Origin of the sequence: Streptomyces sp. SID8352 (assembly GCF_009862265.1) — a bacterium.
Classification (GTDB): domain Bacteria; phylum Actinomycetota; class Actinomycetes; order Streptomycetales; family Streptomycetaceae; genus Streptomyces.
Window position 1 is genome coordinate 21,814 of record NZ_WWGX01000008.1, and the last position, 15,099, is coordinate 36,912.

General features: G+C 73.1%; 14 protein-coding genes and 3 tRNA genes. 4 read left to right on the plus strand and 13 right to left on the minus strand.

All coding sequences use genetic code 11. From position 1 onward, the window contains the following. Nucleotides 1-120: 120 nt before the first annotated feature. The 5 genes from rplA to GTY84_RS03150 all read right to left on the minus strand — a co-directional run bounded on the left by rplA (nt 121) and on the right by GTY84_RS03150 (nt 3,059). Complete coding sequence (rplA, locus tag GTY84_RS03130) at nt 121-846, minus strand: 50S ribosomal protein L1 (RefSeq protein ID WP_161224536.1); 726 nt, start codon at nt 844-846, stop codon at nt 121-123. Nucleotides 847-923: 77 nt separating this feature from the next. After that, a complete protein-coding gene (rplK, locus tag GTY84_RS03135) occupies nt 924-1,358 on the minus strand; it encodes a 50S ribosomal protein L11 (RefSeq protein WP_004927359.1) in 435 nt (144 codons plus the stop codon). 286 nt (nt 1,359-1,644) lie between these two features. Continuing rightward, a complete protein-coding gene (gene nusG / locus GTY84_RS03140) occupies nt 1,645-2,514 on the minus strand; it encodes a transcription termination/antitermination protein NusG (protein ID WP_161224537.1) in 870 nt (289 codons plus the stop codon). 81 nt (nt 2,515-2,595) lie between these two features. Beyond that, nucleotides 2,596-2,877, minus strand: coding sequence for a preprotein translocase subunit SecE (gene secE, locus GTY84_RS03145; protein ID WP_161224538.1), 282 nt, complete (start codon nt 2,875-2,877; stop codon nt 2,596-2,598). Nucleotides 2,878-2,986: 109 nt separating this feature from the next. Further along, nucleotides 2,987-3,059 (minus strand) — tRNA-Trp (locus GTY84_RS03150). Between the two features lie 711 nt (nt 3,060-3,770). Here GTY84_RS03150 and GTY84_RS03155 point away from each other — a divergent pair. The 3 genes from GTY84_RS03155 to GTY84_RS03165 all read left to right on the plus strand — a co-directional run bounded on the left by GTY84_RS03155 (nt 3,771) and on the right by GTY84_RS03165 (nt 7,056). Continuing rightward, entirely contained in the window at nt 3,771-4,997 is a 1,227-nt protein-coding gene (locus tag GTY84_RS03155) for a pyridoxal phosphate-dependent aminotransferase (RefSeq protein WP_161224539.1), read from the plus strand. 172 nt (nt 4,998-5,169) lie between these two features. After that, complete coding sequence (locus GTY84_RS03160; protein WP_161224540.1) at nt 5,170-6,201, plus strand: adenosine deaminase; 1,032 nt, start codon at nt 5,170-5,172, stop codon at nt 6,199-6,201. 660 nt (nt 6,202-6,861) lie between these two features. Then, complete coding sequence (locus tag GTY84_RS03165) at nt 6,862-7,056, plus strand: hypothetical protein (protein WP_161224547.1); 195 nt, start codon at nt 6,862-6,864, stop codon at nt 7,054-7,056. Between the two features lie 21 nt (nt 7,057-7,077). On the opposite strand, the gene GTY84_RS03170 is transcribed toward GTY84_RS03165, so the two are convergent. The 8 genes from GTY84_RS03170 to GTY84_RS03205 form a co-directional block, all read right to left on the minus strand. Then, on the minus strand, nt 7,078-8,133 hold the full coding sequence (locus tag GTY84_RS03170; protein ID WP_161224541.1) for a UDP-N-acetylmuramate dehydrogenase: 1,056 nt from the start codon (nt 8,131-8,133) through the stop codon (nt 7,078-7,080). A 106-nt stretch (nt 8,134-8,239) separates the two neighbouring features. Continuing rightward, nucleotides 8,240-9,649 (minus strand): MFS transporter, encoded by a 1,410-nt coding sequence (locus GTY84_RS03175; protein ID WP_272919151.1) that lies wholly within the window; start codon nt 9,647-9,649, stop codon nt 8,240-8,242. A gap of 277 nt (nt 9,650-9,926) precedes the next feature. Then, entirely contained in the window at nt 9,927-10,535 is a 609-nt protein-coding gene (locus GTY84_RS03180) for a TetR/AcrR family transcriptional regulator (protein ID WP_202549051.1), read from the minus strand. A 329-nt stretch (nt 10,536-10,864) separates the two neighbouring features. Then, nucleotides 10,865-11,293, minus strand: a complete 429-nt coding sequence (locus tag GTY84_RS03185; protein ID WP_161224544.1) for a MaoC family dehydratase — start codon at nt 11,291-11,293, stop codon at nt 10,865-10,867. Between the two features lie 7 nt (nt 11,294-11,300). Then, nucleotides 11,301-11,753, minus strand: a complete 453-nt coding sequence (locus GTY84_RS03190) for a MaoC family dehydratase N-terminal domain-containing protein (RefSeq protein WP_161224545.1) — start codon at nt 11,751-11,753, stop codon at nt 11,301-11,303. A 129-nt stretch (nt 11,754-11,882) separates the two neighbouring features. Beyond that, nucleotides 11,883-12,047 (minus strand): 50S ribosomal protein L33, encoded by a 165-nt coding sequence (gene rpmG, locus GTY84_RS03195; protein ID WP_003948671.1) that lies wholly within the window; start codon nt 12,045-12,047, stop codon nt 11,883-11,885. An 89-nt stretch (nt 12,048-12,136) separates the two neighbouring features. Continuing rightward, nucleotides 12,137-12,209 (minus strand) — tRNA-Met (locus GTY84_RS03200). Nucleotides 12,210-12,254: 45 nt separating this feature from the next. Continuing rightward, nucleotides 12,255-12,327 (minus strand) — tRNA-Thr (locus tag GTY84_RS03205). A gap of 945 nt (nt 12,328-13,272) precedes the next feature. On the opposite strand from GTY84_RS03205, the gene GTY84_RS03210 reads away from it, so the two are divergent. Then, the gene (locus GTY84_RS03210; protein WP_161224546.1) at nt 13,273-14,559 is read left to right on the plus strand and encodes an amidohydrolase family protein; all 1,287 of its coding nucleotides are present in this window, start codon (nt 13,273-13,275) and stop codon (nt 14,557-14,559) included. Nucleotides 14,560-15,099 lie beyond the last annotated feature (540 nt).

The following is a 15,099-nucleotide window of genomic DNA, read 5'->3' on the forward strand; positions in this document are numbered from 1 at the left end:
GGGAGTCCGGGCGGGCCCCCGTGCGGGGCATACGGGACGGACCGGGCGTCCGGACACGGGAACGGGCCCCGCACCTTCGGAAGGTGCGGGGCCCGTGGACCGGTTCGGTGAGCCGTGGGCTCAGACCGCCGCCGGGTCCTCCTCGGTGAGGAGGTTGCGGGTGCGGTTGGAGTCGACCGGGATGCCGGGGCCCATCGTGGTGCTGATGGCGGCCTTCTTGATGTACCGGCCCTTGGCGGCGGACGGCTTCAGTCGGAGGATCTCCTCCAGGGCCGCGCCGTAGTTCTCCACCAGCTTGGCGTCGTCGAAGGACACCTTGCCGATGATGAAGTGCAGGTTCGAGTGCTTGTCGACGCGGAACTCGATCTTGCCGCCCTTGATGTCGTTGACAGCCTTGGCGACGTCCGGGGTCACGGTGCCGGTCTTCGGGTTCGGCATCAGACCACGGGGACCGAGCACGCGGCCGAGGCGGCCGACCTTGCCCATGAGGTCCGGGGTGGCGACGACGGCGTCGAAGTCCAGACGGCCCTTCGACACCTCGTCGATCAGTTCGTCGGCGCCGACGATGTCGGCGCCCGCGGCACGCGCGGCCTCGGCACGGTCACCGGTCGCGAAGACCAGGACCCGGGCGGTCTTGCCGGTGCCGTGCGGGAGGTTCACGGTGCCACGGACCATCTGGTCCGCCTTGCGCGGGTCGACACCCAGGCGGAAGGCGACCTCGACGGTGCTGTCGAACTTGGTCGTGGAGGTCTCCTTGGCGAGACGGACGGCCTCGAGCGGGGCGTAGAGCTTGTCCCGGTCGACCTTGGCGTCCGCAGCGCGGAGAGACTTGCTGCGCTTGCTCACTACTGCTCCTGTGGCTTCTTAGGAGTTGTGGTCCGGGCCGAGCGGGCCCTGCCACTTCTGCTGCTGGAAGGTGGGGTTCAGCCCTCGACCGTGACGCCCATGGAACGCGCGGTGCCGGCGATGATCTTCTCGGCGGCGTCCAGGTCGTTGGCGTTGAGGTCGGGCATCTTGGTGGTGGCGATCTCGCGGACCTGGTCGCGCGTGATCTTCGCGACCTTGGTCTTGTGCGGCTCGCCGGAGCCCTTCTCCACGCCCGCGGCCTTGAGGATCATCTTGGCGGCCGGCGGCGTCTTGGTGACGAAGGTGAAGGAACGGTCCTCGTAGACCGTGATCTCCACCGGGATGACCCAACCGCGCTGCGACTCGGTCGCGGCGTTGTAGGCCTTGCAGAACTCCATGATGTTGACGCCGTGCTGACCCAGCGCGGGGCCGACCGGCGGAGCCGGGTTGGCGGCACCGGCCTGGATCTGGAGCTTGATGAGCCCCGTGACCTTCTTCTTCTTGGGAGGCATGGCTCTCCGGGTCCTTTCGATTCGGGTCCTGCCCGTGTCCGGTGAGTCTTTTTCAGGGAGTCCCCGGATGCGGGCATACCGCACAACGATAGCGGGTATGGATGCGCGGCCAAAAACCGAGCAGGTCAGACCGGCCAGCGAGGGCCGGTCCGACCTGGTCGGAAGCGGTACGTCCAGAAGGGGGCCGACGCTGCCGCGGCGGTGTCGCTCGCCGCGGCGGGCGGCTGGGGTCTTTCGTTTGGATTGGCCGGCCCCTGCGAGCCCGGCATGGTCCAAACGAGAGGCCCTAGTTCTTCTGGATCTGGTCGAAGCTCAGCTCGACCGGGGTCTCGCGGCCGAAGATCTCGACGAGGCCCTTGACCTTCTTCGAGTCGGCGTTGATCTCGTTGATCGTGGCCTGCAGCGTGGCGAAGGGGCCGTCGGTGACGGTGACCGAGTCGCCCACCTCGAAGTCCAGCACCTGGACCTCGACCTTGCGCTGCGGCACCGGCTTGCCCTCGGCCTCGGCCGCCTCGCGGGCCGCCTTCTCCTCGGCCTCGGGAGCGAGCATCTTGACGATCTCGTCCAGCGTCAGCGGGTACGGGTCGTAGGCGTTGCCCACGAAGCCGGTGACACCGGGGGTGTTGCGGACGACGCCCCAGGACTCGTTGGTCAGCTCCATGCGGACCAGCACGTAACCGGGGAGCTTGTTCTGGCGGATCGTCTTGCGGTCGCCGTTCTTGATCTGGACGACCTCTTCCTGCGGCACCTCGGCCTGGAAGATGTACTCCTCGACGTTCAGCGAGACGGCGCGCTGCTCCAGGTTGGTCTTCACCCGGTTCTCGTACCCGGCGTAGGTGTGGATGACATACCACTCGCCGGGGAGGATGCGCAGCTCCTGGCGGAGCTTCTCGATCGGGTCGATCTCGGGCTCCGGCTCGGTCTCCGCCTCGGCGGCCTCCGGCTCCTCGCCCTCGGTGTCCTCGTCGGTCCCGTCCCCGGTCTCCGCGGCGGCCGTGTCCTCGTCCTCGGTGACGGCGCCCTCGGCAGCCTCGGCCCCGGTGGGGGTCTGGGTGTCCTCGTTGTCCGAGCCGCCGACGAGGCCGGTCCCGTCCTCGACGGTCTCGGCAGCCTCCCCGCGAGGCTCAACGGCGTCGTTCACGTTCGGGTCAGACACTGTGGCTGCTTCTTCCTGGATACATAGGGGTGGAACACGCGAAAGGGGCGCCGGGTACCTCGGCGCCCTATCGCTGTCGGCTCAGCCGAAGATGTACTTGACAGCGTGGCTGAAGCCATAGTCAATCACGGTCACCAGGCCGATCATGATCACCACGAAGATGATGACCACGGTGGTGTACGTCGTGAGCTGGTTGCGGGTGGGCCAGACGACCTTCCGCAGCTCCGCGATGATCTGCCGGTAGAAGAGCGCGAGGCGCTTCAGCGGGCCCTTCTTGGCGCGCTTGCCGCCCTTGCGCGGCTTCTCGTCCGGTGCCTCGTCCTGGGCATCAGGCATGTCGATGGAGCCCACGGCGTCCGTCACTCGTCCTCACCTGATTCCGGGTCGTGGCCGTGCCGCGCCCGGTATGAGCCGCACGGCGATGCATTGCTGTACGTAACCTGCGCACACATCCTGGCGATGGTGTGTGTAGCAGGGCCGGAGGGACTTGAACCCCCAACCGCTGGTTTTGGAGACCAGTGCTCTACCAATTGAGCTACGACCCTTTGTGTGCCCCCCAACGTACCGCATCCCCCCGGGTGCTCACCGTGCACCTGAGGTGTGCGGGCCGCTGAAGGCCAACGAGGTGAGAGTGTACGTGTTCATGGGCCGGGCGTCGAACAGAAAAGATCGACAGTCCTGATCGCGGACCGCCGGAACACTCCTCCGGGTGGTCCCGCGAAGGGGCATCCGGGGCATATCCGGGGGGCTTCCGGGTGTATCCCGGGTTTATTCGGACTGTTGTCCCGGAGTTCGGTGCGTGTCCGGTGGAGTGGGGGCTCGGGTCCGTTCCGGGGCGGCCGGAGATCCGTCGGGGCGCGGCCGGGGTCCGTTCGGATGTGTCGGGGGCGCGCGGAGTTCCTCCCGGGCGTCGGGAGAGGTGCGGCAGGGGGCCGCCGCTGCGTACGGGGGCGTCCCGGGAGCCCGGGACGCCGACGGGGTCCGTCAGGGGGGCGGGCCTCCGGTTCTTGCTCTCCTTCGGTTCTTGCTCTCCTTCGGCCCTTCCTCCCCTCCGGGCCGTTTCGGGGGCCGTCGAGGGATTCCCCAGGTTCGCTTCCACCGCCGGTTCGCCGGTCGTGCCGGCCGCCCTTCGTTCGCTCCGTGCACGTACGGGGTCCGTCGGATGACCGCACGGTGGCCGGTCCGCCGTCGCCCGGTGGCGTTCAGTCCGTGAAACCCGTGTGTCACTGAGGTTTCGGGTCTGGAACGATGGGGACATGAGCGCTGCAACCCCTCCGACCGAGCGCCGGGTCTCCGCCCGAGTCGGCGCGATCTCCGAGTCCGCCACCCTCGCCGTCGACGCCAAGGCGAAGGCCCTCAAGGCCGCCGGGCGCCCGGTGATCGGCTTCGGTGCCGGTGAGCCCGACTTCCCGACACCGGACTACATCGTCGAGGCCGCCATCGAGGCGTGCAAGAACCCGAAGTACCACCGCTACACGCCGGCCGGCGGGCTGCCGGAGCTGCGGTCCGCCATCGCCGAGAAGACGCTGCGCGACTCCGGCTACGAGGTCGACGCCTCCCAGGTGCTCGTCACCAACGGCGGCAAGCAGGCCATCTACGAGGCGTTCGCCGCCATCCTCGACCCGGGCGACGAGGTCATCGTCCCCGCGCCGTACTGGACGACCTACCCCGAGTCCATCCGGCTGGCCGGAGGCGTCCCCGTCGAGGTCGTCGCCGACGAGACCACCGGCTACCGCGTCACCGTCGAGCAGCTCGAAGCGGCCCGGACCGAGCGGACCAAGGTCGTCCTGTTCGTCTCCCCCTCCAACCCGACCGGCGCCGTCTACTCCGAGGCCGAGGTCGAGGCGGTCGGCCGCTGGGCCGTCGAGCACGGGCTCTGGGTGCTGACCGACGAGATCTACGAGCACCTCGTCTACGGCGACGCGAAGTTCACCTCGCTGCCCGCGCTCCTGCCCGAGCTGCGCGACAAGTGCATCGTCGTCAACGGCGTCGCCAAGACCTACGCCATGACCGGCTGGCGGGTCGGCTGGCTCATCGGTCCCAAGGACGTCGTCAAGGCCGCGACCAACCTCCAGTCGCACGCCACCTCCAACGTCTCCAACGTCGCCCAGGCCGCCGCGCTCGCCGCGGTCTCCGGCGGCCTGGAGGCCGTGTCCGCCATGCGCGAGGCCTTCGACCGGCGCCGGCGCACCATCGTGCGGATGCTCAACGAGATCGACGGCGTCCTCTGCCCCGAGCCCGAGGGCGCCTTCTACGCGTACCCCTCGGTCAAGGCCCTCCTCGGCAAGGAGATCCGCGGCACGCGCCCGGGGACCTCCGTGGAGCTGGCCGCGCTGATCCTGGAGGAGGCCGAGGTCGCCGTCGTGCCCGGCGAGGCCTTCGGCACGCCCGGGTACCTGCGGCTGTCCTACGCGCTCGGCGACGAGGACCTCGTCGAGGGCATCTCCCGCATCCAGAAGCTCCTGGCGGAGGCGAAGGACTGACGTCCCGCCCCGCGGGTCCTGCCCGCGGCCACCGAAGAGGGCACCTCCCGGCGACGGGCGGTGCCCTCTCCGCTTCCGGCCGCCCGGCGTTCACGGGCGGTTCCCCGTACGGCCGCCTCCCGGATGGGCAAACCGCTACCCGCGCGGGCGCGGCGTGCGGCAGGATCACGGAATGGAGCGTGTACGTGATCTCTCTGAGCTGCCGAAGGCCCATCTGCATCTGCACTTCACCGGCTCGATGCGGCCCTCGACCCTGCTGGAACTGGCCGACAAGCACGGGGTGCGGCTGCCCGACGTCCTGACCGGGGCGCTGGGCCGGGGCGAGTCCCCGAAACTCCGGGCGACGGACGAACGGGGCTGGTTCCGCTTCCAGCGGCTGTACGACGCGGCGCGGTCCTGCCTGCGGGACGCGGACGACATCCGCCGGCTGGTGCGGGAGGCCGCGGAGGAGGATCTGCGGGACGGGTCGAAGTGGCTGGAGATCCAGGTCGACCCGACGTCCTACGCCCCGCGGCTGGGCGGGCTGATCCCCGCGCTGGAGATCATCCTGGACGCGGTGGACACGACCGTGCGGGACACCGGGATCGGGATGCGGGTGCTGGTCGCCGCGAACCGCATGCGGCATCCGCTGGACGCGCGGACGCTGGCGCGGCTGGCCGTGCGGTACGCCGACCGGGGGATCGTGGGGTTCGGGCTCTCCAACGACGAGCGGCGGGGCATGGCGCGGGACTTCGACCGGGCGTTCGCCATCGCGCGGGAGGGCGGGCTGCTGTCGGCGCCGCACGGGGGTGAGCTGACGGGGCCGGCGTCCGTGCGGGACTGCCTCGACGACCTGGAGGCGCACCGCATCGGGCACGGGGTGCGGGCGGCGGAGGACCCCCGGCTGCTGAAGCGGCTGGCCGACCGGGGGGTGACGTGCGAGGTGTGCCCGGCGTCCAACGTGGCGCTGGGGGTGTACGAGAAGCCCGAGGACGTGCCGTTGCGGACGCTGTTCGAGGCAGGGGTGCCGATGGCGCTGGGCGCGGACGACCCCCTGCTCTTCGGGTCGCGGCTGGCGGCGCAGTACGAGATCGCGCGGCACCACCACGGTTTCACGGACCCCGAGCTGGCGGAGCTGGCTCGCCAGTCCATCCGCGCCTCGGCGGCCTCCGCCGACACCAAGGCCGGGCTCCTGTCCGACGTCGACGCCTGGCTGACCGCCTGAACCTGGCGGTTCTGACGGGCGGGCCCGGCCCGTGCGGGGCCGGGTGGCGCTGGGTGGGGCCGGGTGAGGCCCGGTGGGGCTGGGCCTGCGGCGGGCTGTGCGGGTCCGGTCGGTCCTGGAGGGCTGTGCCTGCGGCGGCCTCTTTCCCCGTGTGGGGGTGTCTGTTGCGCCTCTTGGTGTGTTGGGGGTCGGGGCCGGGACGGGGGTGGTCGTCCTCGGAACGGCGCGGAATGGGGCGGCGATGAGGCGCACTCTGTTGACGCGCCAACCTCTGCGGGCGACCACCCCCGCCCCGTCCCCTTCCCGCCGTACGCGGGTGCGGGGTCCACGCCCACCCCTATCCGTCGGCTTCTCGCCGTACGCGGGTGCGGGCACCTCGCCCAGCCTTCTCTTCCGACTCTCGCCGTGCGCGGGTGCGGGGCCGCGCCCGCCCTTCTTCGTCGGCTTCTCGCCGTACGCGGGTGCGGGCACCTCGCCCTCCCTCTTCCGTCCCCGTCCCCTCCGTACGCGGGGGCGGGGCCCACGCCCGCTCTCCTCTTCCGGCTTTCGCCGTGCGCGGGTGCGGGGCCCGCCCACCGTCGCTTCCGGCTTCCGTCGTGTGCGGGTGCGGGACCTGGGCCTTTCGTCGTACCGGGCGCGTAGCCTGGCGGTGTGGACGAGATGAGTGAGGCGCAGCGGGTCGGAGCGGAGTTCGGGGCCATCGTTCTCGGTGCCCGGCTGAGCGAGGAGCCGCCGGACCCCGACAGCCCCCTCGGCAGGATCAGGGCGTGGGGCGAGCTTCACGGCACGGACCGGCTGACCCCCGAGCACGTGGCCGCGGCCATCGAGGGCCGTCCGCTCCCGCCGCCCGCCTGAGCGCACGGGCGCCGCGCGGCGTCAGAGCGTGACGCCCACCGTCACCGGCTCGTTGACCAGGGTGACGCCGAACGCGTCCGCCACCCCGGCCACCACCTCCCGCGCCAGCGCCAGCAGGTCCTCCGTCGTCGCCGTTCCCCGGTTGGTCAGCGCCAGCGTGTGCTTCGTGGAGATGCGCGCCGGGCCCTCGCCGTAGCCCTTGGGGAAGCCGGCCCGGTCGATCAGCCACGCCGCGGAGGTCTTCGTACGCCCTTCCCCCGCCGGGTACGCGGGCGGCTCCGCGTCGTCCCCGAGGCGCCCGGCGACCCTCGCCCGGAAGGCCGCGAACTCCTCGTCGGTGAGGATCGGGTTGGTGAAGAAGGAGCCCGCCGACCACGTGTCGTGGTCCTCCGGGTCCAGCACCATGCCCTTGCCCGCCCGCAGCTTCAGCACCGTCTCCCGCGCCCGGCCCACCGCGACCCGGTCGCCCGCCGCGACGCCCAGTGCCCGCGCCGTCTCGGCGTAGCGCAGCGGCGCGGAGAGGCCCCCGGCGTCCTCCAGCGCGAACCGCACGCGCAGCACCACGTACCGCTCCGGGTCGGCCTTGAAGCGGCTGTGCCGGTACGCGAAGGCGCACTCGGCGTTGGTCAGGACGACCGTCTCCCGGGCCCGCCGGTCGTACGCGGTCACCTCGGTGATCGTGGACGAGACCTCCTGCCCGTACGCCCCCACGTTCTGGATGGGCGTCGCGCCGGCCGAGCCGGGGATGCCCGCCAGGCACTCGATGCCCGCGAGCCCGGCCTCGACCGTGCGGGCGACCGCGTCGCTCCACACCTCCCCGGCCGCCAGCTCCAGTGTCGTGCCGTCCAGCCGGTACCCGCGGGTGGCGAGGTGCAGGGCGGTGCCGTCGAAGCCCTTGTCGCCGATGACCAGGTTGGAGCCGCCGCCGATCAGCAGCAGTGGCGTACCGGTGTCGTCGGCCTCGCGGACGGCGGCGACGACCTCGGCGTCCGTGGTGGCCGTGACCAGGCGGGCGGCGGGGCCCCCGAGGCGGAAGGTGGTCAGCGGGGCGAGGGGCGCGTCATGGAGTTCCTGCACGGGGCCAAGACTACGAGAACGCCCCGGCCGTCGGCGGCGGGGCGTTCCCGTACGGGTGTCCCGGGCGGGGCCCGGCTGTGGTGCGGTCCGGGGCGCCGCCCCGGTCTCAGCCGGCCACGGCGGCCGGGGCCCGACCCTCCTCCGGCGCCGGCTCCGCCGACGGCGGACCGGCCGGGCCGACCGGGCCCCGGGCCGGGATCAGCAGCACCGCGACACCGGCCAGGGCCACCGCCCCGGCGCCGACCAGCAGCGCCGGCCTCAGTCCGTCGACGAAGGTCCGCGCGGTCTCGTAGCCGCCCCGGGCCGCGAAGATCGAGCCCATGACGGCGATGCCGAGCGCCCCGCCCACCTCGCGCAGGGCGTTGTTGGCGCCGGAGGCGATGCCCTGCTCCGCCGGCACCACGCTGGACATCACCAGGGCGGACGCGGGGGCGAAGTACAGGGCCATGCCGACGCCGCTGACGATCAGTCCGGGCAGCTGGACCGCGTAGGAGGCGTCGGCCGTGATCACGGTGGCCAGGTGGCCCAGCCCCACCGCCTGGAGGAAGAGGCCGACCGCGACGACCGGGCGCCCCCCGATCCGGTCGGAGAGGATGCCCGCCACCGGCGCGACGATCATGGGCGCGCCCGTCCACGGCAGCATCCGCAGCCCGGCCTCGGTGGGCGAGTAGCCGAGCACGCCCTGGAGGTACTGGCTCAGCAGGAAGACCGAGCCGAACATGCCCAGGAACATCAGCAGTCCCGCCGCGTTGATCCCGGCGAAGGCACGGGAGCGGAACAGCCGCATCGGGAGCATCGGGTTCCTGGCGCGGGTGCCGTGGAGGACGAATCCCGCGAGCAGCGCGCCACCGCCGAACAGCGCGGTCAGCACCACCGGACCGCTCCAGCCGTCGACGGGGCCGCGCACCAGGCCGTAGACGATGCCGAAGAGCCCGCCGCTGGCCAGGAGGGTGCCGGGGACGTCGAGCGGGGCGCCGGTGCCGTAGGACTCCGCGAGGCGGAGGCGGGCCAGCGGGAGCAGGGCGAGGCCCAGCGGGACGTTCAGCCAGAAGATCCACTGCCAGGAGAAGTGCTCGGTGAGGCTGCCGCCGATCAGCGGGCCGGAGGCCACCGCGAGCCCGTTGGCGGCGCCCCAGATCCCGTACGCCATGCCGCGCCTGGCGACCGGCACGGCGGCCGTCAGCAGGGTCAGGGTGAGCGGCATCATGATCGCCGCGCCGACTCCCTGTACCGCGCGGGCGGCGATCAGCGTGTCGATGCCCGGGGCCAGCGCCGCGGCGGCGGAGGCGGCGGTGAAGACCACCAGGCCGGTGCCGAAGAGGCGGCGGCGGCCGAAGCGGTCCCCGAGCGCCGCGCCGAACATGAGCAGGACGGCGAAGGTGAGCGTGTAGGCGCTCACGGTCCATTCCAGGTCGTGCAGCTCACCGCCGAGGTCCTCGCGGATCGAGGGCAGCGCGGTGGTGACGACGAGGTTGTCCAGCGAGGCCATGAAGCCGGCGACGCTGGTGATCGCCAGGGCCCAGGCGGCTCCCCGGCGCGACGCCGGCCCGTCCGGTGATCCCGGCCCGTTCGCCGACGGCGCTGCGGCCGGTCGCCGCTCCGGGCCCGCCGGTCCGGGTGACTTCGGTGCCTGCGGTGTCTCCGGTCGCTTCGGTGTCTCCGGTCGCTTCGGTGGCATTGCTCCCCCACGGGTGCTGGCCGTGCTTCGCTCGGCCGTTGACATAGTTATCAATCACTAACTTTTGGGGGCACGAAGAGGCCGGGCGCTCCCCCGCGCCCCACTCCGCCTCGCGCTACTCCCCCGGCCCGGCCGCCCCGTCAGCGGCCTCGCCCCCGGCCGTGCCGCAGGCCACCGGTCCGGCCGCGGTGTACAGCCCCTCCCACACCCGGTGGCCGGACGGGAAGCCCATCGCCGACAGGCAGTTGACCAGCATCCCGCACGCCAGGAAGTTCGTCGTCGCCTCGACGTCGGCCCCCAGCGGCAGATGGACGGTGTCCCACAGCCGCATCCAGCCGGTGCGCACCGACTCGCCGAACTCGTAGTCGCCCTCCTGCTCGGCCGCGGCCACCGCGAGGTACATCTGCATCTGCATCATCAACTGCTCGGGGTGCTCCGTGATGACGGTCAGATACGCGCTGCTCATGGCGTGCAGGGCGGCCTCGCCGGTCAGCCCCTCGGACGCCTCCCGGAACATCCGGACCGTGTCGTCGACACAGCGCTCGGCCGCCGCCAGGAAGATCGCCTTCTTGCCCGGGAAGAGGCGGAAGAGATACGGCTGCGACACCCCGACCCTCTTGGCGATCGCCTCCGTGGAGGTGCCGTAGTAGCCGCCGCGGGCGAACTCGGCCATCGCCGCGCGGACGACGCTCTCGCGCCGCTCCTCAGCACTCATCCGGACCATGAGGGAAAGTTAGTGCTCGATTACTAACTTCGTCAAGCGGGAGCTCGCGGGCTGGTCGCCGCCCTGGGGGGTGTCCTTCCCGCCGGGGTGGCGTCCCCCAGGGCCCCCGGGGGCGCGGGGCGCCGGGCGTCGCCGGGCGGTCGGATGCCCGGCACCTTGGCGCCTGTCCTCCGTGGCCGCCGTACGCGATCTGCGTCACATCCGGCCGCCGTCACTCACGGTCACCGAAATGGGGGGGCGTCGGGGCGCGAAGGGGGCGGCCGGGGCGGGAGGAGCGGGGCGGGGCCGGGGGCCGGGGGCCTCCGTTCCGTCCCGCTCCCGGGGCCGAGTCAGGCCAGGCGCACGACGGCCCGGGACATGCCGAGCACCTTCTGGCCGCCGCTGGTCGCCGTGACGTCGACGCGGACGGTGTTGTCGTCCAGCTTGGCCCCGACCTTGGCGCTGACCTCGATCAGGGCGCCCTTGTCGTCGTCCGGGACGACCACGGGCTTGGTGAACCGCACCCCGTACTCGACGACCGAGCCCGGGTCTCCGGTCCAGTCGGTGACCACGCGGACCGCCTCGGCCATGGTGAACATGCCGTGCGCGATGACGTCCGGCAGCCCGACCTCCCTGGCGAACCGCTCGTTCCAGTGGATGGGGTTGAAGTCGCCGGAGGCACCCGCGTACCGCACCAGGGCGGCGCGGCTCACGGGGAAGGTCTGCGCGGGCAGTTCCGTGCCGACCTCGACGTCGGCGTACGCGATCTTCGCGGTCATGGGGTGCTCACGCCTCCTCGGCCGCGCGGGCGACCAGCTTGGTCCAGGCGGTCACGACGTGCTCGCCGGTCTCGTCGTGCACCTCGCCGCGGATGTCCAGGATGTCGTTGCCGGCCAGGGACTTGATCGCCTCGATGGTGGAGGTGACCGCCAGCCGGTCGCCGGCCCGCACCGGGCGGGTGTACGCGAACCGCTGGTCGCCGTGGACGACCCGGCTGTAGTCCAGCCCGAGCTGCGGGTCCTCGACGACCTGTTCGGCCGCCTTGAAGGTGATGGCGAAGACGAAGGTCGGCGGGGCGATCACATCCGGGTGGCCGAGCGCCTTGGCGGCATCCGCGTCCGTGTACGCGGGGTTGCCGTCCCCCACCGCCTCCGCGAACTCACGGATCTTCTCCCGGCCCACTTCGTAGGGCTCGGTGGGCGGATAGGTCCGTCCCACGAAGGACTGGTCGAGCGCCATGGCTCGGCACCTCCTGCTCCTGCTGCTGGACTGCTGATGGATCCCCGTCGCGGTGCGCGGCGGGCAACTGGCCACAACGACGCGAGGCCGCCCCCAAACTACGGGGACGGCCTCGCGTACGAGCCTGTTTTATCGCGTCTCGCGGTGCGCGGTGTGCGCGTTGCAACGCGGGCAGTGCTTCTTCATCTCAAGACGGTCCGGGTTGTTACGCCGGTTCTTCTTGGTGATGTAGTTCCGCTCCTTGCACTCCACGCAGGCCAGCGTGATCTTCGGGCGGACGTCGGTGGCAGCCACGTGAGTGCTCCTTGACGAACGGATTGACTGTATTAACGCAGGAAAGAGTAGCCGATCGAAGGACCGACCCCGCAATCGGCTACTGACAGTAGCGGTGACCGGACTTGAACCGGTGACACAGCGATTATGAGCCGCTTGCTCTACCGACTGAGCTACACCGCTGAGATGCGATCGGCCCCCGCCTCGCGGCGGGACCTCTCACACCAGAGCCCCAAAACGGAATCGAACCGTTGACCTTCTCCTTACCATGGAGACGCTCTGCCGACTGAGCTATTGGGGCGAGCGATGAAGACATTACACGGTCGCCCGCCGATCGCCCAAATCCGATTCGCCGCCTCGGGGCACCGGTTCCGGAAGGCCCGGGGCGCGGGTTCGGCCGGGCCCCGGGCGTCGCTTCCGCCGGGTCCGGGACACAGGTTCCGGCGAGCGCGGGACACCCCGGTTCCGGCGGGCGCGGGACAGCGGTCCCGGCGGGCGCGGGGCCGGGTGGTTCGCGAGGGCCCACGGGGGGTCCAACCAGTTCCACGCTGTCCCCAGAGGCCCCAGAGGCCCCGTGAGGCACGTGGGGAGCCATGAGGCGTTCCGGCGGGCGCGGGGGCCAGGGAGCCCGCCGCGGGGCCAGGGAGCCCGCCGCGGGGCCAGGGAGCCTGTCGGGGCCGGGAGCCTGTCGGGGCCAGGGGGAGCCGAAGTGGGGCCGGGGAGCCGAAGTGGGGCCGGGGAGCCGGAGTGGGGCGTGGGCCGGGGAGCCCGAGCGGCTCTGGCGGGTGTGGTGCCGGGTCATCGCCGACCCGGGGCGGGCACGGTGCCGGGCCACCGTCGCCCCCGGGGTGGGTGCGGCTCTGGGCCGTCCCTCCCCCGACCCGGGGCGGGTGGGGCACCTGGCCATATTCCGACCCGCCCCGGCCCTCCGCCGTTCCGGCCCTCCCCGGCCGTCCGGCCTCGGTGCCAGGCTGCTCCCCCGCCCGGGCGACCTCAGGGCGCCCCGCCTCCCCCCTGAGCCGCCCCGGGGCCGCGGGCCGGGCGCGAGCCCACCCCGGAGGACCGGCCGGCTCCGCCCCCAGGAGCGCGCCCCGGGGGCCGTCCCGCAGCCGTCCGGGCCCGTGCCGGTACGACTAATGCGCTCCCCCGCGTCCCCTCCGCCTCCCGGGCTGATCACCGTCCTACGCTCTTCCCACTCTGCGTGATCTTGCGTCCCCCAGCGCAGTCCCGAGCCCAGAGGAGCGCGATGCCCGACAGCCACCCGCAGCCGCCGCACCACTCCCCCTCCGGCTCGGACCCGGCCGGCCCGGGGCCGCTGCTGCTGGCCGGGGCCCGGCTCACCGACGGACGCACCGTGGACGTACGGCTGCACGGGGACCGCATCGAGGCCGTCGGCACCGCCGGCAGCCTCACGGCGGCGCGGGCCTCCGCGCCCGGCACCCGCGTCGACCTCACCGGATACCTCCTGCTGCCCGCCCCGGCCGAGCCGCACGCCCATCCCGACACCGCGCTGACCGCCGATCTCCCCGGCCCCGTCTCCCACGAGCCCGAGGAGGTGCGGCGCAGGGCCACGGAGGCCGCCCTGCTCCAGCTCGGGCACGGCGCGACCGCGACCCGGGCGCACGTGCGGGTGGGCGACGTGCCGGCGCTCGGCACCCTGGCCGCCGTGCTGCGGGCCCGGCGGGCGCTGCACGGGCTGGTCGAGCTGCGCACCGTGGCGATGCCGAGGCTGCTGACGGGGGTGGCCGGGGCCGACGGGCTGGCCATGCTGCGGGACGCGGTGGCGATGGGCGCCGACGTGGTGGGCGGCTGCCCCGACCTGGACCCGGACCCGGCGGGATACGTGGAGGCGGTGCTGGACCTCGCCGCCGAGCACGCCCGCCCCGTCGACCTGCACACCGACGCCGCCGACCCGGCCCGGCTCTCCCGGCTGGCCTCGGCCGCGGGCGGGCTGCGCCCGGGGGTGACCCTGGGGCCGTGCGGCGGGCTGGAGCGGCTGCCGGCCGAGGTCGCCTCCCGGACCGCCGACCGGCTCGCCTCGGCCGGGGTGACGGTGGCGTGCCTGCCGCAGGGCGGATGCGGCGCGGTCGAGCCCCGCTGCGGCTCGGCGCCGGTACGGCTGCTGCGGGCGGCCGGGGTGCGGGTGACGGCGGGGAGCGGGGCCCTGCGGGACGTGTCCAACCCGGTGGGGCGCGGCGATCCGCTGGAGGCGGCGTTCCTGCTGGCCTCGCGGCACGGGCTGCGCCCCGAGGAGGCGTACGACGCGGTGAGCGGCGCGGCCCGGGGCGCGCTGGGGCTGCCGGAGGTGCGGGTCGAGGCGGGGTTCCCGGCGGAGCTGCTGGCGGTGCGCGCGGACCACCTCTCGGCCGCGCTCTCCCTGGCGTACAGCCGGGTCGTGGTCCACCGGGGGCGGGTGGTCTCCCGCACCAGCGCCGTCCGCGAGTACGGCGACCCGGCGCCACCCCCAGGCCCCGTCCCCTCCCCCGGGCCGGACCGGGGGCTGCCCCGGCAGGGGCGCGGGGGCTCGGGATGAGGGGCGGGCGGGGGGCGCAGGGGCGCGGTCGGGGCATGCGGCGGTCCCTTGCGGCGGGTGGGGGCGTGCCCGGTTTTGGGGGGCGTGGACGGCCCCGGGGCGTCGGGGCGTCGGACGCGGAAGGACGTCGAACGCCTCGGGCGCCGGGTACGTCGGGCGCGTCAGGTGCCTCGGGTACGTCGGGGACCTCGGGCGCGTTGGCCTACATCGCGTTCGCGTACGTCGGTGGCGCTGAGGGCCGCTGTGAGCGCCTGGCGTCCCGCCGGTGCCGCCGGGCGGCGGCGGCCGCCTCCCGGGGCGGCCAGGGGGCCGTCAGGGGCCGGGATGGGGGCGGTGACACCGTGGGGGCCACGGTCGCCGAGGAGTATCACCGTGGAAGCGCGCTGACCGGGAAGTACGGGGAAGGGGCAGCGGCCCGGGGGCGGAGGCGGGGCCGCGGACCGGTGACGGGGGCGGGAGCCAGGGCCGGGTTCGGCAGCAGGGGACGGGGGCGGGAGCCAGGGCCGGGTTCGGCAGCAGGGGACGGGGGCGGGAGCCAGG

Bases quoted from the DNA above. Each gene is read 5' to 3' on its own strand.
- GTY84_RS03210 (WP_161224546.1), top strand. From the start codon at position 13,273: ATGCCCGACAGCCACCCGCAGCCGCCGCACCACTCCCCCTCCGGCTCG.
- GTY84_RS03155 (WP_161224539.1), top strand. From the start codon at position 3,771: ATGAGCGCTGCAACCCCTCCGACCGAGCGCCGGGTCTCCGCCCGAGTC.
- GTY84_RS03180 (WP_202549051.1), bottom strand. From the start codon at position 10,535: ATGGTCCGGATGAGTGCTGAGGAGCGGCGCGAGAGCGTCGTCCGCGCG.
- GTY84_RS03190 (WP_161224545.1), bottom strand. From the start codon at position 11,753: ATGGCGCTCGACCAGTCCTTCGTGGGACGGACCTATCCGCCCACCGAG.
- rplK (WP_004927359.1), bottom strand. From the start codon at position 1,358: ATGCCTCCCAAGAAGAAGAAGGTCACGGGGCTCATCAAGCTCCAGATC.
- GTY84_RS03160 (WP_161224540.1), top strand. From the start codon at position 5,170: ATGGAGCGTGTACGTGATCTCTCTGAGCTGCCGAAGGCCCATCTGCAT.
- GTY84_RS03165 (WP_161224547.1), top strand. From the start codon at position 6,862: ATGAGTGAGGCGCAGCGGGTCGGAGCGGAGTTCGGGGCCATCGTTCTC.
- GTY84_RS03185 (WP_161224544.1), bottom strand. From the start codon at position 11,293: ATGACCGCGAAGATCGCGTACGCCGACGTCGAGGTCGGCACGGAACTG.